The 25,198-nt window shown below is 45.1% G+C and carries 23 protein-coding genes; 5 read left to right on the top strand and 18 right to left on the bottom strand.

Annotated elements, in window-relative coordinates; translation table 11 throughout:
- Window positions 1-209: 209 nt before the first annotated feature.
- Window positions 210-362 carry a DUF1540 domain-containing protein gene (locus H7T88_RS09480; protein WP_090917035.1) on the top strand — a complete coding sequence of 51 codons (153 nt, stop codon included), beginning with the start codon at window positions 210-212 and terminating at the stop codon, window positions 360-362.
- A gap of 193 nt (window positions 363-555) precedes the next feature.
- Window positions 556-2,013, top strand: coding sequence for a 4-hydroxyphenylacetate 3-hydroxylase family protein (locus tag H7T88_RS09475; protein WP_154890567.1), 1,458 nt, complete (start codon window positions 556-558; stop codon window positions 2,011-2,013).
- A gap of 63 nt (window positions 2,014-2,076) precedes the next feature.
- Here H7T88_RS09475 and H7T88_RS09470 read toward each other — a convergent pair whose 3' ends face one another.
- The 3 genes from H7T88_RS09470 to H7T88_RS09460 are packed head-to-tail and all read right to left on the bottom strand — an operon-like array spanning window position 2,077 to window position 3,953.
- Window positions 2,077-2,643: a nitroreductase family protein gene (locus H7T88_RS09470; RefSeq protein ID WP_154957536.1), complete on the bottom strand. Its 567-nt coding sequence runs from the start codon at window positions 2,641-2,643 to the stop codon at window positions 2,077-2,079.
- A gap of 45 nt (window positions 2,644-2,688) precedes the next feature.
- Window positions 2,689-3,552: a hypothetical protein gene (locus H7T88_RS09465; protein WP_253493596.1), complete on the bottom strand. Its 864-nt coding sequence runs from the start codon at window positions 3,550-3,552 to the stop codon at window positions 2,689-2,691.
- Window positions 3,501-3,953 (bottom strand): flavodoxin, encoded by a 453-nt coding sequence (locus H7T88_RS09460; protein WP_221788235.1) that lies wholly within the window; start codon window positions 3,951-3,953, stop codon window positions 3,501-3,503. Before H7T88_RS09460 ends, H7T88_RS09465 begins: the two co-directional genes overlap by 52 nt.
- Before the next feature lie 257 nt (window positions 3,954-4,210).
- Between H7T88_RS09460 and H7T88_RS09455 the strand changes: the two genes are divergently transcribed.
- The 3 genes from H7T88_RS09455 to H7T88_RS09445 all read left to right on the top strand — a co-directional run bounded on the left by H7T88_RS09455 (window position 4,211) and on the right by H7T88_RS09445 (window position 6,331).
- Window positions 4,211-5,074: a class I SAM-dependent methyltransferase gene (locus H7T88_RS09455; protein WP_090917045.1), complete on the top strand. Its 864-nt coding sequence runs from the start codon at window positions 4,211-4,213 to the stop codon at window positions 5,072-5,074.
- Window positions 5,075-5,076: 2 nt separating this feature from the next.
- Window positions 5,077-5,808 (top strand): RluA family pseudouridine synthase, encoded by a 732-nt coding sequence (locus H7T88_RS09450; RefSeq protein ID WP_221788234.1) that lies wholly within the window; start codon window positions 5,077-5,079, stop codon window positions 5,806-5,808.
- Between the two features lie 166 nt (window positions 5,809-5,974).
- Window positions 5,975-6,331 (top strand): MGMT family protein, encoded by a 357-nt coding sequence (locus H7T88_RS09445; protein ID WP_221788233.1) that lies wholly within the window; start codon window positions 5,975-5,977, stop codon window positions 6,329-6,331.
- Window positions 6,332-6,473: 142 nt separating this feature from the next.
- On the opposite strand, the gene H7T88_RS09440 is transcribed toward H7T88_RS09445, so the two are convergent.
- The 15 genes from H7T88_RS09440 to H7T88_RS09370 form a co-directional block, all read right to left on the bottom strand.
- Window positions 6,474-7,991 carry a DHA2 family efflux MFS transporter permease subunit gene (locus H7T88_RS09440; protein ID WP_090917052.1) on the bottom strand — a complete coding sequence of 506 codons (1,518 nt, stop codon included), beginning with the start codon at window positions 7,989-7,991 and terminating at the stop codon, window positions 6,474-6,476.
- Entirely contained in the window at window positions 7,988-8,434 is a 447-nt protein-coding gene (locus H7T88_RS09435) for a MarR family winged helix-turn-helix transcriptional regulator (protein ID WP_221788232.1), read from the bottom strand. The genes H7T88_RS09440 and H7T88_RS09435 overlap by 4 nt, the downstream gene beginning before the upstream one ends.
- Window positions 8,435-8,800: 366 nt before the next feature.
- Window positions 8,801-11,281: an FAD-dependent oxidoreductase gene (locus tag H7T88_RS09430; RefSeq protein ID WP_221788231.1), complete on the bottom strand. Its 2,481-nt coding sequence runs from the start codon at window positions 11,279-11,281 to the stop codon at window positions 8,801-8,803.
- On the bottom strand, window positions 11,274-11,591 hold the full coding sequence (locus H7T88_RS09425) for an ArsR/SmtB family transcription factor (RefSeq protein WP_090917058.1): 318 nt from the start codon (window positions 11,589-11,591) through the stop codon (window positions 11,274-11,276). The genes H7T88_RS09430 and H7T88_RS09425 overlap by 8 nt, the downstream gene beginning before the upstream one ends.
- A gap of 281 nt (window positions 11,592-11,872) precedes the next feature.
- Window positions 11,873-12,319 (bottom strand): MarR family winged helix-turn-helix transcriptional regulator, encoded by a 447-nt coding sequence (locus H7T88_RS09420; RefSeq protein WP_154890571.1) that lies wholly within the window; start codon window positions 12,317-12,319, stop codon window positions 11,873-11,875.
- Window positions 12,320-12,544: 225 nt separating this feature from the next.
- Complete coding sequence (gene gyrA / locus H7T88_RS09415; protein WP_221788230.1) at window positions 12,545-15,007, bottom strand: DNA gyrase subunit A; 2,463 nt, start codon at window positions 15,005-15,007, stop codon at window positions 12,545-12,547.
- A gap of 12 nt (window positions 15,008-15,019) precedes the next feature.
- A complete protein-coding gene (gene parE / locus H7T88_RS09410; protein WP_090917064.1) occupies window positions 15,020-16,999 on the bottom strand; it encodes a DNA topoisomerase IV subunit B in 1,980 nt (659 codons plus the stop codon).
- Between the two features lie 76 nt (window positions 17,000-17,075).
- Window positions 17,076-18,065: an ABC transporter permease gene (locus H7T88_RS09405; RefSeq protein ID WP_090917066.1), complete on the bottom strand. Its 990-nt coding sequence runs from the start codon at window positions 18,063-18,065 to the stop codon at window positions 17,076-17,078.
- On the bottom strand, window positions 18,058-19,023 hold the full coding sequence (locus H7T88_RS09400) for an ABC transporter ATP-binding protein (RefSeq protein WP_221788229.1): 966 nt from the start codon (window positions 19,021-19,023) through the stop codon (window positions 18,058-18,060). The genes H7T88_RS09405 and H7T88_RS09400 overlap by 8 nt, the downstream gene beginning before the upstream one ends.
- A complete protein-coding gene (locus H7T88_RS09395; protein WP_221788228.1) occupies window positions 19,024-19,899 on the bottom strand; it encodes a GDSL-type esterase/lipase family protein in 876 nt (291 codons plus the stop codon).
- Window positions 19,900-20,139: 240 nt separating this feature from the next.
- The gene (locus H7T88_RS09390) at window positions 20,140-20,868 is read right to left on the bottom strand and encodes a YkwD family sporulation-associated protein (protein ID WP_260510802.1); all 729 of its coding nucleotides are present in this window, start codon (window positions 20,866-20,868) and stop codon (window positions 20,140-20,142) included.
- Window positions 20,869-21,158: 290 nt separating this feature from the next.
- Window positions 21,159-21,617 carry a GNAT family N-acetyltransferase gene (locus H7T88_RS09385; protein WP_090917074.1) on the bottom strand — a complete coding sequence of 153 codons (459 nt, stop codon included), beginning with the start codon at window positions 21,615-21,617 and terminating at the stop codon, window positions 21,159-21,161.
- Complete coding sequence (gene purT / locus H7T88_RS09380) at window positions 21,607-22,794, bottom strand: formate-dependent phosphoribosylglycinamide formyltransferase (protein WP_221788227.1); 1,188 nt, start codon at window positions 22,792-22,794, stop codon at window positions 21,607-21,609. Before purT ends, H7T88_RS09385 begins: the two co-directional genes overlap by 11 nt.
- 238 nt (window positions 22,795-23,032) lie before the next feature.
- Entirely contained in the window at window positions 23,033-24,070 is a 1,038-nt protein-coding gene (locus H7T88_RS09375) for an NAD(P)/FAD-dependent oxidoreductase (protein ID WP_221788225.1), read from the bottom strand.
- Between the two features lie 70 nt (window positions 24,071-24,140).
- The gene (locus H7T88_RS09370; protein WP_312027598.1) at window positions 24,141-25,142 is read right to left on the bottom strand and encodes an ABC transporter substrate-binding protein; all 1,002 of its coding nucleotides are present in this window, start codon (window positions 25,140-25,142) and stop codon (window positions 24,141-24,143) included.
- Window positions 25,143-25,198 lie beyond the last annotated feature (56 nt).

The following is a 25,198-nucleotide window of genomic DNA, read 5'->3' as shown; positions in this document are numbered from 1 at the left end:
ATCTGCATCCGTATGTCTCCTGAGCCGCCATTCAGTTGCATGGGAAAGCAAAATTTGCTATTCTGAAAGTGCATCGTTGTGTATAACACAAAAAAGCCCTCCAAATTCATGAGAGCGTGAAAATTGTTCCAGATTCTCAAGCGGCAACTTGCGAATCCGGATCTTTATACCAACGAATGTAAATCCAACTAAAAGTGAGGTTAACAATCATGGCAAAAGACGTATTGTGTGAAGTAAACTCCTGTCGTCACTGGGCTCAAGAAAACAAATGTAATGCTTCTTCCATCTACATCGTGAGCCACGCTTCCAAAGAAGCAAGCGAGTCTGCTGAAACAGACTGCAAAACGTTTGAAGTTAAATAAAAAGATCTAGTTCATTCCAAGGAGCCCACTCGGGTTCCTTTTTCTTTGTTTATTGTAGCAAGAATGATAATTATTATCAAGCCCTCGATGCAAATTTTTCACCCCATGGTCCGTAGCACATTAGACAACAGCTTCACGTAGTATAGGATAGAAATAAATGTGCTCATGAACCATGACCAAGAGGTGAAGAACTATGCCCGCTAAAACCGGCATGCAGTATTGTGAACGAATTAACGCCCAGACCGTACCCTGCTGGTATAAAGGAGAACTGCTTACTGCTAAACGCTCCGAGCACATCGCCTTCTCCGGTTTGATGAAAACTCAAATGAATATGTATGACCTGCAGTATGACCCTCAGCTTACAGAACTTATGACGTATCCTTCTCCTACCGATGGAAAGCCTGTAGGAATGTCCTTCCTGCCTCCAACCAGCGTCAACGATCTCCGCAAACGCCGTGAAGCGATGACGATATGGGCTCAGACTCATCACGGTTTTCTGGGACGCTCACCCGATTACATGAACACAGCGATGATGGCGTTTTTTACCGCTGCCGACTTGTTGAACGATCTTTCCCCACAATATGCTGAAAATCTGAGAAATTACTACGCCTATTGTCGTGATCATGACATCACACTATCCCATGCCTTTATTCAGCCACATGCCAGTAAAATTTCAGGACAGATGGATGCTACTGAAGATGCCATCGCTGCCAAGGTTGTTGATCGGACTGATGAAGGACTCATTATAAACGGTGCATTTATGATGGCCACACAGGCTGCTACTTCAGATGAAATTTTTGTCTATCCGTCACCTTCTCCTGCACCTTTTGATGATGAAAATCCATTTGCTTTTTCGTTTGCAGTTCCTAATGATCTGCCTGGCATCACTCTGATCTGCCGAGATACGTATGCAGCTGAATCCAACTACAATTACCCCTTAAGCTCCAGATATGAGGAGATGGACAATATCGTCATCTTTGACCACGTGCTTGTGCCGCATAACCGCATTTTTTTTGCAGGTCATGAACAGATGTCTTCGACTCTTTTCAGCGGCAGTAACTTCCATATCCATGCGGGGCATCAGGTGTTATGTCGTTATATTGCCAAAACCGAATTTATGCTCGGCACCATTCAACTATTAACCGATACGCTTGATCTGTCGAACGAGGCGCATGTTTTAGAAAAAACTGCACGTGTTCTCGCAGGTCTTGAATCCTTAAAAGCACTTGCTCTAGCTGCTGAGGCAGGCGCAATACCGGACGGACGAGGATATATCCTGCCAGCGCCTAAACCGCTTATGGCTGCCAATCTTCTCTATCCGAAACTGTATCCTGAAATGATCGAGACATTGCAGTTGCTCAGTTCCAGCGGCATGATCATGGTTCCACAGGAAGAGGATTTCCAGTCCGGAACAGCTGACTCTTTAAACGTCTACCTCAAAGGCTCCGACATGGAATCCAAAGAACGAAACGCACTGTTTCGCCTGATCTGGGAACTTGGTGCAGGTTCATTTGGAGGCAGACAGACTCAGTTTGAACGATTTTTCTTTGGTAACAACATTACCGTTTCAAATCGCTTATATAAAGCCAGTTCTCAAGATCATTCTCAGCGAGAACGTGTTCGTCAGTTCCTCGGAAACCTTGCACGGTAACATTCACTGAATCAAATATCCGTAAGCGCACCCCGGCAACGCAGCTGTCAGGCTCGTTGCCCTTCACACCAAATGGTCATATACCGTCATGAGTTCTGAAGCTGGTCTACCTGTTGCCACACTGGGTAATCCACACTGCTCACCGTAACCGATGTGAAATACGCCGAGCACCCTTTCGCTCGATGTAAGTCCCATCAAGTTCATGAATACGGGATGTTGCTGATAATCATTCATCTTCCAGACGGCGTGTACCCCCTGTTCAGCAGCCAGAATAGAGAATCGTTTACTCCATGCCTTCGCAGGCAAAACATGATCCTCTGGAGAATTGCCGGGGGCAACCACCACCAAATGAGCTGGGATCGCTTCCGTGTATTGATACGCAGCCCAGCTCCCGTGAGAATCTGCAAGATGAGGCGGATAGCTCTGTCTTACAGCTTCCATATAGAGCTGTCGCCCTTCACCGGAAAACAGCATAAAACGCCAGGGCGCTGAACTCATAACATATAATGATGGATCAGCTTCATCCAGCAACTTTCTTATGACAGCTTGAGGTACAGGCATGGAGCTGAACTCACATGTTCCTGCTCTTCTTTTTCCATTACCGATATCTTGCCTGAATAACGTCGTCACCTGTACTCCCTCCTCCGAAATAAGTGTTATCAACAGCTTCGAGTGTCACATCAACCATGTTTTTTGTGGCTTCGTCCCTTCCGTTCTCCAACGGTCCACTTCTTCATGCACACGGATCTTATCCTTTGAGGTAAAGTGCTCTGATTCTTGCTTCTCGGCTTTGGGAATGCTATCCCGAACAAGACGGATATAATCCATCGAACGCTGTAATGATTGGCGACCTGGTATGTACCTGATCTTCCGCCCTTCCAGCAGACAGTAAATTTCAATCATACCTGGCAACTTGCCAAATGCTTCCCAGCAAAACACACTGACCATATGTTGAAAGGCTTCCACAACGTTGGCATCATGGACCACCATATATTTCTGAACAAGCAGTGCATCCCAGCCTTCCGGCTGCCAAGCCGCCTGAAAGATGACGGATAAAGACATCTGTAAAGAAGGTACTTCTGTTTTCCATTGTTCAAACAAGATCGCAGGCCGCTTCAAGTCATCATTCGCTGCAATGGCCAGGGACAGTTCATCAATCATTTTGTGCTTTACATCCCAGTAATGTAGAACGGAATCAAAACCGTCCGCTTTTCTAGGCCACCATTTTTCGAGTACATATTGAATCGGAATTTCTTTGCGTACGTCAGGGTCCACACTGTAAAAATGATTAATGGCATGGCTCACCGCATATTGCACACGATGTCTCCATTGTAGCGCTGGACGTTGCTCAGCCGAAGGTTCAGGGCGGATAAACCGGTGCGGGCTACGCAACATCTCTTCCAGCTTATAGTCCTCAAGCAAACGTTCAGGGAGCCCATCGCTCCCCTGAGCCTTTGCTGTATAGGCATCACGCTGTAACATTTCGATCAGGATATCTCCGCACCAGCAGTAACAAAACGTCTGCCGAAATCCCGGCATGATTCTTTTTCCTGCTCCAGCGGACTGTATTCAATTTTCAACATCTCTGGTGATACTTCCGCCCCACGTTCCTTCAGCTTCTCCGCTGTTAGATCAACTGCTCCGCAAAATTGTTCATAGGACGTATCTCCGCTTCCGAAGACAGCCGCTCTCTTTCCATGCAAATCAAGCTCATCCAGTTCTTCATAGAAGTCCAGAAATTCATCCGGCAGTTCACCATCTCCCCATGTGTACACACCAATCATAAAGCCCTCATAATTCAAAACTTCTGCGGCATTAAAGTCGGTTACGGATTTCAAGTCAGCTTCATGACCACTTGCTGTAATGCCTTCCACAATGAGTTCCGCAATCTCTTCTGTGTTGCCTGTCATACTGGCGTACGCCACTAACCATTTAGCCATCTATTGTCCCTCACTTTGGTTTCGTTATATGGATTGAATTCCCTTAAAATACGTTTCGCGTCGATTGCATATTGCAATATCAAAATCATAAGTGATAATGATTATCATTGTCAAATTAATTTTATTCAGATCTTCATTTTATGATATGTCGAAATTCGTCTGGACATTGCCTTAATCCCCTGAGGCTAACTGGCGTACAGCCCCTTTTTTGTTGTACAATAGTATCCAAATGAATTTTGAAGGATGGATAAACCACTATGTACGTAGCTAAGAACTGGAAAGACTATGAAGTAATTGATACAGGAGGCGGCGAGAAGCTCGAACGCTGGGGAGATGTCATCTTGCGCAGACCTGACCCACAGATCATCTGGCCACTTGAACAAGAAACCCATGAATGGCGCCAAGCTCACGGTCACTATCACCGCAGCTCTTCTGGCGGCGGAAACTGGGATATGAAAAAGCCCATTCCTGAACGCTGGACGATCGGATATGAAAACCTGAAATTCCATATTAAACCGACAAGCTTCAAACACACCGGCTTGTTCCCGGAGCAAGCTGCCAACTGGAGCTGGATGATGGATAAAATTTCGAATGCAGGACGCCCCATCTCTGTCTTGAATCTATTTGCCTACACTGGCGGAGCAACCGTAGCAGCCGCGTACGCTGGCGCTTCTGTTGTACACTGTGATGCAGCGAAAGGTATGGTCCAATGGGCGAAAGAAAATGTGCAATTGTCCGGACTTGCTGATCGACCTGTTCGTTTCATCACCGATGATGTGTTCAAATTTGTACAGCGCGAACAGCGCCGTGGTAACAAATACGATGCGATTATTATGGACCCTCCTTCTTATGGACGTGGCCCGAACGGTGAAACATGGAAACTGGAGGAAAACCTCTATCCTTTCCTGAAATCCTGTATGACGATTCTTTCGGATAATCCGTTGTTTATGCTGGTGAACTCTTATACCACAGGTATCTCTTCAACGGTATTACGAAACATGCTGACGATGACGATGTCTGCCAAATATGGTGGAGAGATTACTGCCGGAGAAATCGGATTGCCGATTACACGCAGCGGTCTTGATCTGCCTTGCGGTATTTTGGGCCGCTGGGAGTCCTGATTATGTCTCATGATGTGCAAAAAACTGGAGATATCGAGATCCTTTATGAGGATAATCATCTGTTAGGCATCACAAAACCAGTGAATGTCCTTACGCAGGAAGATGCTTCCGGTGATCCGGATCTGCTCACTTTACTCAAACAGGATCTGAAAGAACGTTATAATAAACCCGGCAATGTATATCTGGGACTGGTGCATCGCCTGGATCGCCCGGTTGGAGGTGCCATGATCTTTGCCAAAACCTCCAAAGCAGCTTCCCGATTGTCCGAAACCGTGCGTGGACGTCATTTCCGTAAAATCTATGCAGCTGTTGTTCATGGCAAGTTGCCAGCACGTCAGGGCACGTTGAAGCACACGCTGCTAAAAGACAGCAAAACAAACACCGTAACCGCTGTACCCAAAGGTACGCCTGGCGGTAAAGATGCCGTTCTAGACTACGAGGTCGTCGGAGAAACTGATCGTTACAGCCTTGTGCATATCGAGCTTCATACGGGTCGCTCCCATCAGATACGTGTGCAGATGAAAGAAGCGGGCTGTCCACTATTCGGAGATCAGAAATATGGCGCCAAAATAAACAAACCGGGACAACAGATCGCGTTATGGTCTGTCATTGCTGCTCTCCCCCATCCTGTCACCAAAGAGGAAGTTGTGCTGCAATCCCTGCCTGCACGAGAATTTCCTTGGGCTGAATGGCCTATGGATATATACGAAAAAGCTTTCACATTGAAGATATAAACTGCATATAAGCAGATTGGATCAACTAGAAGCAGTAGCTTTCTGCACCTGTAACGTGTCGTTCGGATGCTACATCCGGGCGACACTTTTTTAATCGAAAAATCATATAACAACTCTTTCTATCTGCGTTCAATATTTTAATCTTCTAAGACAGGAGCCGATATTCATGACCCCGTTCACACAGCAGGTTGTCGCCATTATTGCTGCGATCCCTGAAGGAAAGGTAATGACGTATGGACAGATTGCAGCCTGCGCTGGGAGCCCAAGGGCGGTAAGACAGGTCGTTCGTATTCTGCACTCTATGAGCCGGAAGGAACGCTTACCCTGGCACCGGGTCGTTAATGCGAAAGGACAAATTGCCATAACCGATGAAGAATCACGCATGATGCAGGAAACCGAGCTTGTCAGTGAAGGCGTGGAATTCCAGCTGGATGGGAGCATTGATCTCCAACGTTTCGGTTATGAACCTGATCCAGATTGGCTGCTGCATGATGTGACTTCAATCAAAGATGAAAATGAATGACAGTATATTCTATCGTTTGCTTAGTGATATGTCATCTGTAAAACAAAAAAAGAGAACTCTCGTTGCCGTAGAAGATGTGTCCTACTGGCAGCCTGAGAGTTCTCTTTTTCTTATTTATTCGTTATAGATTTCAAGTCTAATTTTAAGCTGTTGCTACTTTTTTGGCTTTTTCTTTCTCTGCGTTTACCGGCTCGGTAGCCGGTTTGGTTTTCTGAATGAAGAAAGCCATAATCAGCGCTGCAATTGTCATAAAGGTGGCTACCGTAAAGGCATAGTTGACACCATAGATCGTTGCATCTGCTGTAGCAGCCAGCACCGCTGTTTTGTTGTTCGGGTCAATTGTACCCGTAGCCATCGTTTCCGCCAGATGCGACTTGAGCTTGCTACTCATGATCGTTACGAGAATCGCTGTACCAATCGCACCTGCCACTGTACGCAGTGTGTTCGACATCGCTGTACCATGTGCATTAAGTCGTTGAGGCAACTGATTCAGACCAGCCGTCTGAATCGGCATCATCAGCATCGACATACCAAACATACGAGCAGTGTAGATAAACATCATATATCCATACGTGGTGTCAATGGCCAAACGGCTGAGTCCCCATGTGGTAACCGCTGTAATAGCCAGACCCGTAACGGAGAGCCAGCGTGCACCGACTTTATCGAAGATGCGACCTGTAATCGGAGACATAATTCCCATTAGGATGGCACCTGGCATCATGAGCAAGCCGGATTCAATCGGTGAGAACCCACGGATATTTTGCAGAAAGATTGGGAGCAAGATCATGCCTGCAAACATAGCCATCGTAACAAGCATATTAATAATGGTTGTTAAGGTATACATGTTGTATTTGAAAATACGGAACTCCAAAAGCGGATGATCGGTCGTCAACTGACGAATAACGAACAGAATCAGGGAAATAGCGCCAACGACGAGGCAGCTGATGACAACAGCACTTCCCCATCCGTCTGTACCCGCATCACTGAAACCATACAGCAAGCTACCGAATCCGAGTGTGGATAGAATTACGCCAACAGAGTCCAGTTTCGGCTTGGACTGACGTGTTACGTTTTTGACAAATGCAATACCAATCGCTGTCGCGATCACGGAGAATGGCAGAATGATGTAGAATAACAATCTCCAGGAATAGTGCTCGACGATATAACCGGATAACGTAGGCCCAATCGCTGGTGCGAGGATCATCGCGATCCCCATCGTACCCATCGCCTGTCCACGCTTCTCAATCGGGAAAATCGTCAGAAATACAACGGTCATCAGCGGCATCAGAATACCGGCACCTGCAGCTTGAATAACACGGCCGACCATAAGAATCGAGAAGTTCGGACTTAGTCCGCAGACTAGCGTACCGATCGTAAATAAGGTCATAGCTGTTATAAAAATTTGCCGTGTTGAAAATTTGGCAATCAAGTATGCCGTAACCGGGATTAACACCCCGTTGACAAGCATGTAACCCGTCGTAAGCCACTGGGCTTTGTTCGGCCCGATGCCGAGATCCTCCATAATTTTAGGAAGAGCCACGTTCATCAGGGTCTGGTTCAAAAATGCCACAAAGGCACCAATTAACAAGGCCGCTACAATGGGACCTTTCTTGATGTTGTCCATCGCAGAGGACGGAGCTGTAGCAGTTGTTGTGCTCATAAGTTGTTCATCTCTCTTCCTTGTAACTTTTCAATCATCAGACTATGAATGCGAAGCAGGTGCTCTAGATCTTCCTTCGAAATATCCAGTATAGGTGATACACGCTCCATCCAGAGCTGTTGTGTCTCCTGTTGAGCCTTTTCCCCTTTGGCTGTAATCTGTAGTACCACAGAACGGCGATCTGTATCAGATCGTGTCCGTACGATGTACTCGCCTTTCACGAGACGTTCTACTACAGCGCTCATCGAACTACTACCCATATGGCACAGATCAGCAATCTCGTTAATGCCAAGTGCAGGTCGCTCCTTAAGGATGGATAACACCATAAACTGGATCGAAGTGAGCTCGATCTCCTTGTTTTCATTCCAGAATGCCCGGAAAAGCATCTGATTCACTTGTCGAAATGAATTGATAATGTAAAACACTTCGTACGTATCCGTCATTGTTTCACCCTTTTACTTATGGAATATAATATTTCGTACACGAAATATCAGGGGAACAATTACTTATTATAACAAAAATATTTACATAGTCAACTCTTTACATATGATTTCATGAAAATAATATGGAGACATATTATTTGATATATACAATATATAAGCTAGCCTAATTGCGACTAATCAGTTTGGTTGTAGCTTTTCCCTGAGCGATGAGATTATGCAGTTATAATCTTGATCTTTAATATTGTTTTGTCATTATGAAAACTAAAAAACCTCCATTTCACTTGAGGTGAAATAGAGGTTGAATTAGGTTGATTCATTTAAAAGTTGGAAAATAAGATCGGGTTACGTTTTTAATCAATATACTTTCTAGATAAACAAATTATGATTTGCCTGATCCGCTTGTCCGAGATAATAACCCACACCGCCAATGACAGCCTGATCGATCAATTCCTCACGTTGTATGCCCATCAGATCCATCGACATCTGACAAGCTACGATCTCAACCCCTTGAGCGATAGCCGATTGCATAAGTTGTTCAAGCGAAGCGACATTATTTTTTTTCATTAACCCTCGGATCATCTTCGGTCCTGCACCAAACATATTCATCTTGGAAAGTCCCAGCTTCAGACTGTTGCTCGGCAACATCAGATCAAACATACGGGCCATGCCTGTTTTGACAGGTGCCTGCTGCATCTCTTGTTTACGAATCATGTTTAAGCCCCAGAAGGTGAAAAACATCGTAACTTTCCGCCCACTGGCTGCTGCTCCATTAGCAATAATGAAAGAAGCGATGGCCTTATCGAGTTCACCACTGAATACAACCATGGTACTTGCTTTTTCAAGTTGCTGTGAACCGCTTGTGACAGGAGAAGTATTTTTGGCTAAAACGGCCTCAATCACCCCACCCTTATCCCGCTCCAGCTTGAGAACGTCAGACCCCGACATGGTTGCCCAAGCCTTGACATCCTCATAAAATCCCGGATCTGAAGCTTTGATCCGTAGGGTCTGTCCGTCTGCCAACTGATCCATTTTTTGTTTAACCTCGATTAGCGGGCCAGGGCAACTCAAACCACATACATTCAGTTCATTATCAATATGGAGTTCCCTAGATGCATCTTCTCCTGATCCTTTGTTTTCATTTGCATTCCCATTCATCAAAATTCTCCCTTGCTCTTTTTGGGGTTCTACGCCTGCAGGTTTGAATTGTGCCTGACGATACGTCTTGTAACCCCCGCTTAAATTCTTCACCTGATAGCCATGCTGACGTAGAATTTGTGTAGCGGTATAACCCCGAAGCCCAACCTGACAATAAACCCAGATCTCTTTGGTTACATCCAGCTCTCCGAGCCGCTGACGAAGCTCATCCACCGGAATGGATAGAGACCCGGGAATGTTACCGTTACGGTGTTCCAGATCACTCCGAACATCCACTAATACGGACTGGGCAGGGTCACGTTCTGCAAGTTGATCATACGTGTAGGAATGCACTCGTTCGTCCAAGATGTTCTCGGCAGCATATCCGACCATATTAACCGGGTCTTTTGCAGAAGAGTATGGCGGTGCATAACTGAGTTCCAGTTCCGTAAGATCTCGTACATTTCCCCCGAAGTGAATCGCCACTGCAATATCATCAATTCGTTTGTCCACACCTTCGTAGCCCACAGCTTGTGCACCTAGAATCTTCCCATCCGGAGCAAAGAGTAATTTCAACGTAACTGCACTGGAACCAGGATAATAGGAAGCATGAGATGCAGGGTGTACGATAACACTTCGATAGTTTTTCTGCATTCGTTTCAGCGTTTTTTCATTAGTGCCCGTAGATGCCCCTGTCAAACCAAACACTTTGATAATCGATGTACCCTGAGTGCCTTTATAGGTGGTGGGAAGACCGGCAATCTGATCCGCTACGATGCGTCCCTGTTTGTTGGCAGGACCGGCAAGGGGAATTGCTGTCTGCGTGCCATGAATGTAATCCTTCACTTCGATGGCATCGCCCACGGCATAAATATGCGGAACACTGCTCTCCATTTTGTCATTGACTATGATGTGTCCGCGAGAACCAAGAGCTAGACCACTGCCCTGCAAAAATGAGGTGTCGGGTATAACCCCAATGGCCAGAATGACCATATCTGCAGATAATATCTTGCCATCGGACAATTCCACACCAATACCTTGATCTAACGTACGGAAGCCTTGAACCCGCTGTGAAAATAAAAGATTTACTCCATTTTGCTCCATCTCTTGAGCTAGCATAGCTGCCAATTCCGGATCAAACGGGGTTAACAGCTGATCATTCCCCTCAATCAAAGTTACATCCAGCCCAGCTTCCTTCAAATTTTCAGCCATCTCTACACCGATAAACCCACCGCCAATGACAATCGAAGTACAGTTGTTATCAGAACTTATTTGTTCTTTGATTCGATCAATATCAGGAATGTTCCTCACGGTATATATCAATGGATTCTCTTTGCCGGGCAGATCGGGCACAAGTGGACGAGCACCAGGTGACAAAATTAATTCATCATAGTTTTCCTCGTATAAACCACGCTCGGCACTACGTACCTGCACGGTTCGTTTACTTGGATCAACAGCGATAACCTCACTTTGTGTACGAACATCGATATTGAAACGATCCTCCATCCCCTTCGGTGTCTGTACGAGCAGTCGCCCCCGTTCTTCAATCGTACCTCCAATGTAATAAGGCAATCCGCAATTGGCAAATGAGATATATGGGCCTTTTTCAAACATAATAATCTCGGCATGTTCGTCTAGACGACGGAGGCGTGCAGCAGCAGATGCACCGCCTGCTACGCCCCCCACGATTAACACTTTTTTAGGTTTATTCATCTTCGCAACCATCCTCTTTAAATAAAATCATGACTAACTGCTCCGCGCGTGAGTCAGCCAGTACGTAATTGACTTCAAGGCCATTTCGCTCTGTAGCAACAATACCCGCACTGCGAAGCTTCTGCAGATGCTGTGACACCGTCGACTGCGGGAGATCCAGACATTCCTGCATATATGAAACATTACATTTTTTTTTGCGCATCAAACCACGGACGATACATAAACGTACAGGATGAGACAGCGCCTTAAGAAACTCTGCTGGCTCGTCAAACTGTTTTAATTGATTCCGATCGAACGCAGGCAACTCCAAAATGATTCCTCCTCAAACGTTATAACGTAATATTACGATATAGTGATTTAATTGTCAATGTGTATTCTTTACAAACCATACTCAATAACGAATTGAGTTTCAGTCTTATTGGCTGTACATAAGAAAAGTGTCAAATAACAAGAAAAAATAAAAAGACAAAAGCATACACCTGGCCCTAATGACCAGAAGTATGCTTATTTATGATCATTGCATTATTCGTTTTGTTTTTTAACATCATCAGATTATTTACTAAACTCATTTCACGATCAGATTTTGCTCGTTTAACCTGAACTCGTTAAGGCAGGCTCTTGCGCATTCGTTTTGGGTGCAGTCATTTTCCCAAGCAGATATACAAGCAATTGTTGATTGTGCATCGAGATGTTGCTCAGTACGGAATTCATAAACTCATTGCGGATCGTGATACCACGCGTGGTTTCCATTCTGCCCTTATCGGATAATGAAACCCACACAATCCGCCTGTCCTGATCATCACGAACTCTGCATATGAGGCCATTTTTCTCCATTCGATCCAATAACATCGTTACGGCAGCAGGTGTTGTCGCAAGAAATGGAATCAAATCAGATGGTTTCATCTTTGCATGATCTTCGAGCACCTCAAGTACCGCAAGCTGTGCCTCTGTTAACGAAGGGGCTAATTCCTGATCCATATGCAGTTTATAATCTTTGGTTAATCTGGACCAGCATTTAGCAAAATCGGAATTATACATCGAACATCACTCCTCCTGCAACGGATAATCATTTCATTTGCTTAAGTTTTCGCGCTTCAAAGCCGCATTCCTGCTGCATTTTTTCAATTTCCCAGCGATCGACTGTAATCGACGAAGGTTGTTAAACTTCGCTTGATGATGCACTTCTCATCCGCCCAAGAACAACAAAAAAAGACTCTTCACCCGACAGAATCAGCACTGCCAGCGAAGAGTCTTTTATCTTTTTTAGGAGGTTGTCCCCGGTTGATTCTCATTAAAATCCTGAATAAGCTCGGTAATTTCGTCCTGTTTGTCCACAGGAACAAGTAATTTACCGATGTGTTTACGTTCTGTGAGAGGAACGCTCTCGGATGAGATCGTACGGGCTTGTCCCTCTTTGGTCATCACCGTCAACTGACGTTGCTCTTTACAGTAGAATGCACCTGCAATACGGCTACCATTCGGTTTAACACGTTTACCTTCCTTGAATTCAAAGGTAACCACGCCTTTACCACCACGGCTCTGCGGGGCATAGTCCAGAAGCAAGGATCGTTTACCATAACCGAGGTCACTCAATACAGCTACCTCTCCCTCATCTCCCTCTACCCATAACACAGAGACTACTTCATCCGTATCTTTCAATTGAATACCACGAACACCACCAGAGACACGTCCCATCGGATTCACTTCATCTTCACGGAAACGAATCGCCATCGCTTCTTTGGTAATCAGCATGATATCTTTCCCGCCCGTACTTAGATGTACGGACAGCACTTCATCATCCTTAGCAACCTTGCATGCCGCTACGGCACCCGAGCGCTTTGTAATGTATTCCTTAAGTTCAGTTCGTTTGACCTGTCCCTTGCGGGTTACAAATACCAGACTGTGATCTGGTTCCTCGAACGATTTGATCGCCAGTACACTGGTGATCCGATCATCCTTCGCCAGAGGAATTACATTAACGATGGCGGTACCCGGATCTTTCCACTTAAACTCCGGCACCTGATGCACAGGCAGGAGGAAATATTGCCCTTTTTGTGTGAAGACAAGCAAATTCTCCAATGTATTTACTTCAAGCACCTGGGAGATATAATCTCCTTCTTTTACACCGCTAGCACTTCGCTCACCGCCAGAACGTGTGAAGGACTGCATGCTCGAACGTTTAACATATCCTTCTTTGGACAATGTCACAAATACATCTTCTGCGTTGACCAATACTTCGAGATTAACCTTAAGTTCCTCTACTTCACCCTGAATGGCGGAGCGGCGCTCAATTCCGTACTTCTCTTTGATCTCCAGCAGTTCTTTACGAATGACCCCGATCAGCTTCCGATCACTATCGAGAATCGAGCGTAGCTGTGAGATTTTCTTCATGAGATCATCCAGCTCTTTTTGCAACGAATTAATCTCCAGATTCGTCAAACGATACAATTGCAAAGTGAGAATAGAATCCGCTTGACGTTCCGTGAACCCAAACATCCAGATCAGATTGTTTTGAGCATCTTGACGATTCTTCGAAGCTTTAATCGCTGCGATTACTTCATCCAAAATGTTAAGGGCTTTCACCAGCCCCTCCAGGACATGAGCACGGTCTTCCGCTTTCTCCAGCTCATACTTGGTTCGGAAAGTTACTACTTCGCGTTGGTGGGCAATATAAGCTTCCAGAATCGCTTTTAGACCAAGTTGCTGCGGCGCTTTGTTCACAATCGCGACCATATTGAAGTTGTATGTGACTTGCAGGTCGGTTTTTTTCAGCAAATAAGCCAAAATCCCTTGTGCATCCGCATCTTTTTTCAGCTCAACAACAATCCGTAATCCTTCGCGTCCACTTTCATCCCGAACTTCTGCGATACCTTCAACCTTTTTCTCCAGGCGGATATTTTCCATCGCCGTAACAAGACGGGATTTAACCACCTGATAAGGAATCTCCGTAATAACGATCTGCTGCTTGCCGCCACGCATATTTTCGATCTCGGTTTTGGAACGTATGTAGATTCGTCCTTTACCTGTACGATATGCATCCAGGATACCGTCGCCGCCCATAATTAAGCCGCCTGTTGGAAAATCAGGGCCCTTGATGAACATCATGATTTCGTCCAGTTCAATGGATGGTTTCTCCATTACAGCAATACAAGCATCAATCGTTTCACGCAAATTATGCGGTGGAATCTCGGTTGCAAAACCGGAAGAAATTCCGCTTACCCCATTGACCAGCAGGTTGGGATAACGGGAAGGTAACACAACCGGTTCCTTGGCTGTATTATCAAAGTTATCTTTAAACAACACGGTGCGTTTCTCAATATCACGAAGCATCTCCATCGCAATGGATGATAAACGAGCCTCTGTATAACGCATAGCTGCAGCCGGATCATCATCTTGTGAGCCCCAGTTACCGTGTCCGTCTACAAGCATATGGCCCATTTTCCATGGCTGTGCCATTCGTACCATACCTTCATAGATCGAGGAGTCACCATGAGGGTGATAATTACCCATAACGTCTCCTACCGTTTTGGCAGATTTACGATATGGCTTCTCCGGTGTATTGCCCGAGTCGTACATGGCGTAAAGAATACGCCGCTGTACTGGCTTTAATCCATCCCGCACATCGGGAATCGCTCGATCCTGAATAATATATTTGGAGTAGCGACCAAAACGGTCACCAACGACCTCTTCAAGAAAGGCCGGCATAAATTGTTCTGATAGACTCATTCCAAGCACCTTCTATTCTTCGTACTCTGTAAAGTCGACATTCTCTACAATCCAGCGTTTGCGTGGATCCACTTTGTCACCCATCAATGTAGATACACGACGCTCTGCTTTGGCTGCATCCACAATCTCCACTTTCAACATAGCGCGTGTCTCCGGGTTCATCGTTGTTTCCCACAGTTGATCCGGGTTCATCTCACCAAGTCCTTTATAACGCTGTAATTCGACATTATTTCCGAACTCTTTCATATAATTCGCAAGTTCTTCGTCCGTCCAGGCATATCTTACCGTTGCCATTTTGCCGGATTTACGAGTGAGTTTATATAAAGGCGGTTGCGCAATATATACTTTCCCTGCATCAATTAACGGTTTCATGTAACGGTAAAAGAACGTAAGTAGCAACACCTGGATATGTGCGCCATCCGTATCTGCATCCGTCATGATAATGATTTTGGAATAATTGCTGTCCTCTACGGCAAACTCCGTTCCGATTCCTGCGCCAATTGCTGCTGTAATTGCACGATACTCTTCGTTTTTCAGAATATCCGCAAGCTTTGATTTTTCCGGATTCAACGGTTTACCCTTTAACGGCAGAATCGCCTGTATTTTGGAATCCCGTCCTTGCTTGGCTGAACCACCTGCAGAGTCACCTTCCACAATAAACAATTCATTGCGTGTAAAATCTTTCGATTGCGCAGGCGTCAGCTTGCCATTCAAGTTAGAACTTTCACTGCGCTTTTTCCCTGTTCGCATCTCGTCACGGGCTTTCCGCGCGGCTTCTCTCGCTTTGGACGCCTGCACTGCTTTGCGAATCAAGGTCTGTGCAACCTGCGGGTTCTCTTCCAGAAAACGTTGAATATTTTCGGAGACCACTGAATCAACTGCACTTCGAGCAGAAGCACTTCCGAGCTGATCTTTGGTCTGACCGACAAATTCCACTTCAGACATTTTGACGCTAATTACCGCCATCATGCCTTCACGCAGATCATTACCTTCCAGATTTTTATCTTTTTCCTTGATCATGCTGGTACGCCGAGCGTAGTCGTTCATTACACGGGTATAGGCTGCCCTGAATCCGGTCTCATGCGTTCCCCCACCACGGGTCGGGATCGAATTGACAAAGGAAGCAAGTGTTTCTGTATAACCCGCATTATACTGGATTGCCACTTCTACCTCGATATCGTCCTTATCTGCGTAGAAGTGTATAACGTCATGAAGTACATCTTTATTTTCGTTCAAAAACTCAACAAACTGGCTCGCGCCGCCCTCGTACATATACTCATCTTGGTTGCCTGAACGTTCGTCCTTAAGCACAATTTTCAGACCCGAGTTCAGGAAAGCAATCTCCTGAAGGCGTTCTGCCAGTGTATCATAATTCAACTGAATTCCATTCTGAAAAACGCGAATATCCGGTTTAAACGTAACTTTGGTGCCTGTGCGATTGGTATTACCCAATACTTCAAGACCAGTCACGGGTTCTCCTACATGTTCGACGCCTTTTTTGTCCTGCCAATATTCAAAACGTTGACGATGGATCTTACCATCACGGAAAATTTCGACTTCAAGCCACTCTGACAATGCGTTGGTGACCGAAGCCCCTACACCGTGCAGACCACCTGATTTTTTATATCCTGATCCACCGAACTTACCGCCTGCGTGCAAAATCGTAAACACGACCTGGGGAGTGGGAATCCCTGTTTTATGTATACCTGTCGGAATTCCCCTTCCGTTATCCTGAACTGTAATAGAACCGTCCTTATGCAGCGTGATATCGATTTTGGAGCAGAATTTGGCTAGGTGCTCATCGACAGCGTTGTCTACGATCTCCCATACCAAATGATGTAGACCTGAAGTACTGGTGCTGCCGATGTACATCCCCGGCCTTTTCCGAACCGCTACCAGTCCTTCAAGTACTTGAATGTCGTCCGCGTCGTAGCCCGAGGCGCCCTGTCCTCCGCCTGTCGAACCTGCCGACATATCGATTTGCTCGACCATTCATGCTCCCCCTTCTTAACTTGAAACTACAAAAATGCCTGAAATGCAAACAGATGTTTTCTTATCCTTGTCCATTTTAATTCAAGATATCCCGTTTCGTAAAGACAAGGAATGATACAATGAGTGATGCAACGCCCCAAACACTAAGCACAATAAGGGAAAATCCAAGGTTCATGCCTTCAATTGGTGGCAATCCGCCGGACAAATAATCAGGCAGTTCCAGGTTTACCATAAACAAATACTTCGCCGTTTCCCACGAAGCTGCCATGTTGGTTAGAATCGTTCCAGCGATCAGCGCAGCCATCATAATTACGATACTTGCCGCTGTGCTGCGAACAAGAACCGATACCATAAACGCCAGCATAGCCACGATGATACTTACAAACCAGATCAAACCTGCTTGCATCAGCATGTACTGCCATTGACTTACCGCATGTACGGCAGACATATCCACTTCGGTGCCAACCACTTTGAATCCAGTGAAGACAGGCATGCCGAAACCTTTGTAACCAAAAACGGCCCCGGATATCCCGTAACAGATCACATAAGCAGAAACGACGATGATCGAAACAAACATGATCAATGTGATCAGTTTGCTTAGAAGCACTTTCCACCGTCTAACGGGGCGAGTCAGCAACATTTTGATCGTGCCTGTTGTCCGTTCTCCTGACACCAGGTCTGAAGCAATTGCCATAATCAAAAGCGGGATAAACAATCCAACGGCATTGTTCATAAATTCCCTTGTAAACGTCACACCGCCTGGTTCTTTGGGATTAATGTTATTTTCCAGATAGTATTGCATCTGCTGGATATAGACAGTTCTGTACTTTTTGTATTCCTCGGGAACCCGATCACTGCCCAGCGAGTTCTGATTATCGGTAATAGCCTGTTGTAATTCAAGCCTCCAGTCACCACCGAACTTGTCTTGATTATTTTGAGCTGATTTCATCTGTGCATACGTGAACATCGGAACAAGGATGGCCAGAACGATAAAAATAATATAAAGGCGTTTCTTCTTGACCATTTTAATGGTCTCATTACGAATGAGCGGCATGATATTATTCAATGGATTCACCTTCTGTCATTTTTAAGAATAGTTGTTCAAGTGTAGGCTGAATCCGTTGTACGCCCTCAACCTGAATGCCTGCCTCAACCATCTGCTGTACCAGCTCCGGTATCCGTTCTTCATGCATCTCGGCAACAACAGCATTCGCACCAAGCCCTGCTACAATCGTATCATCCATGACATCACCTGGGCGGCTAACCAGCGTAATCCCCTTATCAAGTAAAATCTGACGGCCTGCATCAAAAGGTGTAAGATGCCATATCGCCACCTTGGAATGGTCTTCGATCAGTTCATTCACACCACCAACTGCAAGCACACGGCCGGTACTGATTATGGCTACCCGATCACAGAGAAGTTGAATTTCACTTAACAAGTGACTGCTGACGAACACTGCCATCCCCTCACTGGCAAGCTGTTTGATAAATTCACGTAACTCCTTAATCCCTTTGGGATCAAGTCCATTCGTTGGTTCATCCAGAATCAACAACCGTGGTCTTCCAAGTAATGCCTGGGCAATTCCGAGCCGCTGGCGCATACCCAGTGAATAGGTTCTAACTTTATCATGAATACGTTGATCCAGACGCACAATATTGACCACTTCCTGAATACGGTCATGATCAACGCCTGGTTGCATCCGGGCAAAGTGCTCCAGGTTTTCCCACCCGGTCAAATATGTATATACCTCAGGATTTTCCACGATGGAACCGACATATTTGAGCGCTCGTTCGGGATCACGATTCACGTCGTAACCACAGACCGAAATTTTTCCTTCTGTTGGTTTAATCAGATCAACCAGCATACGAATCGTTGTCGTTTTCCCCGCACCATTCGGCCCCAAAAAACCGAAAATTTCACCAGGTTTGACATCAAAAGTGACGTCTTTAATAATCCATTTCCGTCCAATTTTTTTCTTTAGGTGTTGTACGGACAAGACGGAATCATACTGCTTCTCTGCCATTTATTTCGCGCTCCCTTCTGCCGGTTTATTCCCTTTATATTCCTGTGCAATGCGAACGGCCATCTGCTGATAACCTTGTCCATTCGGATGGAAGTGATCAGATGAAAGATACTCGTCCAGATGATTCTCAAACAGATCAAAGGTTGGCACAAGTGTCATGTTATTTTCATTGTTCAAGATAGACAGCGCCGCGTCATTCCAGGCCGCAACAACTGCGTTGCCCGGCTTCTCCAGTTCCTTCACATTACCAAACGGATTATATAATCCGATATATGCAATCTGAGCATTCGGATTGATTTCTTTCACTTTCTTCAAAATTTCCTGTAGACGTTTGGATGTTTCCGGCAAGGCGGCAGCCAGTTTCTCGGCTGTTGGCGGGTCTTCACCTTGAAGAACCTGTCCACCTTGAAACAGGTCATTCGCACCGATAGAGAGTAAAATAAAGTTGGATTGTTGCAAAACATATTGAACCCCTTGTTCATCCAGCTTTTTTAACAACGCATCTGTTCGTAGACCGTTTACACCCAGATTGTTAAGTACCTGTACATCATGACCCTCATCTTTGAGCAAATTAGCCGCCCGTCTAACAAATCCAAGTCCTTCATCATCCCCCGTGCCTCTTGCAAGGGAATCGCCAATGACAGCCATTCGGATTTTGCCGTCTTCTACAATCGCTTTATTGCCCCCATTTTGAGCATCTTTAGCTGGAGCCGCAGCCTTCTGTCCCTCATTTAACGTTGAATCCCCTTGCGGAAAAATAACATCTTTTATGGCGTAAGCAAATCCAAATATCAATAGCAGTGTTGCTACTATGGATATCGTGCTTACACTTCTCCAGATCCAAGGCGCTGAATCAAGATTTTTGTTCTTTTTCATCCATCACATCTCCAGTCAGTTACAAATAATTTATAATGGCTTTCACATCAAGATATTGCTTATTCTAAATAACATAAGTCTTCTGTCGTTAATTTGCAAATTTTGCTGTTATATTCGGAAAGCAGCCATTTCCACAACTCAAAAAATGGAAAAAAGCCATAGTACACACAGCTTTTCGGCTATGTGCACATATGACTTCTTTTATTATAAAATAAGTTATATATTATTCATTTCCAACTCTTATTTACCGATAAACTCTTGAGCCCAATATCCGTTATAGTAGCCTACACCAATTTGCGTAAAGTTTTTGCTCAGGATGTTTGCACGGTGACCCGCACTGTTCATCCAGGCTGTTACAACTTCCTGAGGTGTTTTTTGCCCTTTAGCGATATTTTCACCAGCGTAGCTGTACGTTACTCCGAACTGTTTCATCATATCAAACGGAGAACCGTACGTTGGGGACTGATGATCAAAATAGTTGTTGTTGCTCATATCTTTTACTTTTGCCATAGCGACCTTGTCCAAAAGAGCGTCGGATGTCAATGCACCAAGACCTGCTTTGGCACGTTCAGCGTTCACAAGTTTCACCACTTGTGTAGCAAAATCGGATTGTGTGCTTTGTGTGCCACCGTTATTACCTGTGCTTGAAGGATCTTTAGCTGGTGTAGTCGTAGCTGGTTTTTCTTCTTGTACTGGTTTCGCAGGTGTGCTTGGTTGTTCAGGCTTGGTTACAGGCTGCGTTGTTGGTTGCTCAGCTGTTTGACCTTCCGAGACTTTGTATCCATTTTGTTTCAGCCATTGCTCAATATAAGCTTTCAAGCTATCCGCATTGACCACTTTATACGTTGTAACCGTCGTTGCTTTATATGTTGAATCTGCAGCAGACGCGGAGGCAGGAAGCATAATCCCTACGGCGAGTGCAGCTGTCAGACTGCCTGTCACAACTTTTTTCATCCAGTTCTTCTTCAAATTCATTCATCTCCTTAGAATTAATTATTACAACTTTGTAATGTCTACTCTAGGAGTATATCAATTCATTAGGAGATTGTGAACCCGTAAATACTGGAAAAATGACTTTTTTGTCATTATTGATTGTTTCAAAGCAACCTTGGACAGTTTATATATATAGGCTGTACGCTCGGCCTTATAAGTCACAAATAACGGAGTTCCTAGTGTGTCTTTTCAATAAAATGATGTACACACCATATAAAAAAAAGGCACTCAGTCAAGTTTTCACTTGCTGAATGCCGTTTCATCTATTATAAAAGAACTTTACTGAAACGATAGCCTTTTTTCTGGAAGCCAATATGCTCATAGAAGGAATACGTCGTTGAAGTTACTTCACGATTCGCCCCAGTGACAAACAATTGCTTACCACCTTGCTTTTTGCCCCAGTCTTCAGCACGAGCCATTAAACGGCGACCAATTCCGCTACCGCGATGTTCCTGACCTACGATCAACGAAGTAATCTGGGCAGCAGGTTCCGGATAGGCATGACTTTGAACACATTGCAAGCCAATCACACCAATAATCTGTTCATCCACTTCGGCAACGAGCATGCACGCGTTCGGATTGCTCTCCAAACCTTCAATGCGTTCTTTCATTACATTGGTGGTTGTCGGATAGCTGACCTCTCGCATCAATCCTGTTACCGCTTCAGCATCTCGCAGTTCACACTCTCGGATCATCAGTACAGGGGCCTCCACATTATTGGACATGATTTACCTCCACTTTCAGCATATTTGCGGCTTGAACCGCTGTTTTACGAGCTTCTTCCACATCTGTTCCAGCACTAAGGGCTACAGCCATTCGGCGTCCTTGTTTCGTTTCAGGTTTGCCAAACACACGAACCTGAGTACGAGGTAATGCAAGTGCATCTTCAATTCCACCTATGGTGAAATCAGATGTTTCGACATCGGCCTTCAGCGTGGCTGAGGCTCCTGGTGTCAGCAAATGTACTTCTGTGACGGGAAATCCAAGAATAGCACGCACGTGAAGCGCGAACTCTGAATTATCCTGTGTAACCATCGTGACCATACCTGTATCATGTGGACGTGGCGAGATTTCACTAAATACCACTCCATCAGCTGTGAGAAAGAGTTCAACGCCAAAAAGGCCGTACCCGCCGAGCTCATCCGTAACCGTTTTTGCGATGTGACAAGCTTGCTTCCACTGCTCCGATGTCATCGCATGAGGTTGCCATGATTCGACATAATCCCCATCTTTTTGAATATGACCGATCGGTGGACAAAATACAGTGCCTGATGCCGATCTGACGGTAAGTAGCGTAATTTCACTCTCAAACTTCACAAAGCTTTCCACGATAACACGAACAGACTTGCCTCTCGCTCCCGAAAGAGCTATGTCCCAGCAGTTTGCTGCATCATCCGGTATACGGCATACACTCTGGCCTTTACCAGATGAACTCATCAATGGTTTGATAACACAAGGTGTACCTAGTTCACGAACAGCCTCTTGCAACTGTTCTAAACTATCCGCAAAGAGATAAGCGGCTGTAGGGAGATTCAATTGTTCGGCCGCCAGACGACGAATGCCTTCGCGATCCATAGTCAAACGAGCGGCAAGGGCGGTTGGCACGACACAAAAGCCTTCTTCCTCAAGTTCCAGCAATGCCTCAGTAGCAATGGCTTCAATCTCAGGTACGATGTAATGCGGTTGTTCCTTACGGATCAATTGTTTCAATGCATCGCCATTTAACATGTCGATGCAGTAAGATCGATGTGCGACCTGCATGGCCGGTGCGTTCTCATAACGATCAACAGCGATCGTTTCCACACCGAGACGTGCAGCCTCAATCACGACCTCTTTACCCAATTCTCCGCTGCCTAGCAGCAGCATTTTTTTGGCTTGAGCCGAAAAAGGAGCACCCCACATGTTCTTTCCAATCCTCCCAAAGAGAAATCTTCTATATCTGTCTCTCTATTTTCGGGGTTTTGGTTAAAGATTGCAAGAGTACTCCCTATTTTTCTTGTGAATTTTACAAGATTTTTTGTGTTTTTTCGATCAAATTTTACAAATTACATTCTTGGATTCGATACTCTTTCCATTCCTCCCATTTTTAAGGATATAAAAATTAAAGAAGCATACAACCTAATTTTTCCTGTTTTATAATTCATCCTTTTAATGAGTCACTTTTCTCCAAATCACGATTTTTCTCCCGAAACAGTTCATTATGGGACGAAACGTAGGCCATTCCAGCTGCCGTTGGTTCAACGTATGTTTTGGCACTGTTGACCGCAACAATCGCGTCATTAAAAGCCCCTGCAATCAAACGCACTTTGCCTTCGCGTATCGCACAGTCTCCTGCTGTAAAAATACCAGGTATATTGGTTTCACCCCGTTGGTTCATGGCAATCATCCCTTCATCCATATCCAGACCGCAGCGGGCAAGATTGCTTGCTTGACTCGTATAACCATGGCTTACGATGATCTCATCGACTTCTAGTTTTATGTTTTCACCTGTAGCCACATTGGATATGGCAACTTGGTGTATACATTCTCCATTGCCATACAAGCGATCAATTTTAAAGGGTGTGAGTACCTTCGTCCTGCTTTTCATCTGTTTCACATTATGCTCCAATGCACGGAAAGCATCCTGTCTATGAACTACGGTTACCGTGTCAGCCAAGTCTGCAAGTTCAAGTGCCCAATCCACAGCGCTATTGCCACCGCCCGAGATTAATACTTTTTTTCCAGCAAAATAGTTCAGATTCTGTACCGTATAATGCAAGTTACTCCGTTCATAATGATGTGCACTGTCCAGTTCAAGCTTCTGCACCTCGGCGATCCCCCGACCAATGGCAACAATGACACTCCTCGTATAATGCACCTCACCTGTAAGTGTGTGTAATGCAATTACTCCATCGTCCCGCCGGGTTATTGCATCAACACTCTGGCCGAACACCAGATTCGGTTCGAAAGTACCCGCTTGCTGAACAAGCCAGTCGATCAGCTTGGTACATTTCATTGGTGGTAGTCCACCCACATCCCATATCGTTTTATCAGAATACGTGTGCAGAAAACCACCTAACTGATACTTTCCTTCAATCAGCTTCACTTTCATTTCACGCATGCCTGCATAAAAAGCCGCATACATTCCTGCTGGACCGCCGCCAATAATCGTTACATCAAAAATATCCTGATCATGCATGACTTAACACCTCCTATCTTATGTTCACCGCTCATATTAACCACAAGGTATCGAAGCCATTTCCAGATGTTTATTTGTTTTTCTCTTCAAAAGCAGCAACAAGATCATCGATTGCATAATTATCTGACATCGGTGCCATTCCAAGATTGAACCACTCTTTGCCGCCTACGAGATACACATGATTGTTTTTAACAGCCTTAAGGTTTTTCCAAATGGATGTACTCATCATGTCTTTATATTTCTTCTGAATTTCCGGATTTTCCTCATCATCAAGCTGGATAATCAGGTGATCTGCATCGTATTCTGGCAATACTTCCATCGAAATGGACAGTCCGGTTTCATCTTTTGGAAAATTGCTCACAGGTTTTAAACCCAACCGTTTGTGGACAAAAGCACCCCGAGAAAGATTGGGACCATTCAAAACAATCTCTTTCTCCATCACTCGCGCATATAACACCGTTTCATCACCGATGAGGCTGTGCAGCTTGTCTGCTCCTTCTTTTTCATGTTGCTTAAGATCTTCCAAAACCTGTTTGGCCTCTGTTTCCTTGCCAAAAACCGCAGCGATATCCTGTAGTTCTTCAGGCCATTCTTCACGCTCTGGCAGAAGCACCGTCGGTGCAATACTTGAAAGCTGATCATAATCCTTCTTCGACCACCATGCAGGTGCTATGATCAAGTCCGGATTCGCCTCCAGGATCGCTTCAAAATTGGGTGTTTTCGCAATCCCCATCTTCATTGTATTTTTGAAAGGCTCCTGCAAATACTTAGGGAAGTCCTCATGATAATTTTGAACAGCTACCGGAACAATACCGAGTGAATATAACAGCTCTGGATATACAACAGATAACCCAACCACACGCTTAGGAGACTTGGGAATCGTGATTTCGCCCATCTCGGTCTGTACGACTTTCACTTCACCTTTGTCATTCGTTGTATTCGTTGCGGCGCTGGATGAGCTTTTTTCGCTCTCTCCAGAAGCAGAAGTGTCTGGCCCAGCAGCCTTCCCACATGCACCCAGTAATAACACCATTAACAAGACACCTATAAGAACCCACAATTTTGACTTCACTTCTTATGTACCTCCTATATATGAAAAGATATGATAAGCACCAATCAATAATAATT

This window comes from Paenibacillus cucumis (ex Kampfer et al. 2016) (assembly GCF_019748695.1).
GTDB lineage: Bacteria > Bacillota > Bacilli > Paenibacillales > Paenibacillaceae > Paenibacillus > Paenibacillus polysaccharolyticus.
This window is presented reverse-complemented; position numbering and strand designations above follow the sequence as displayed.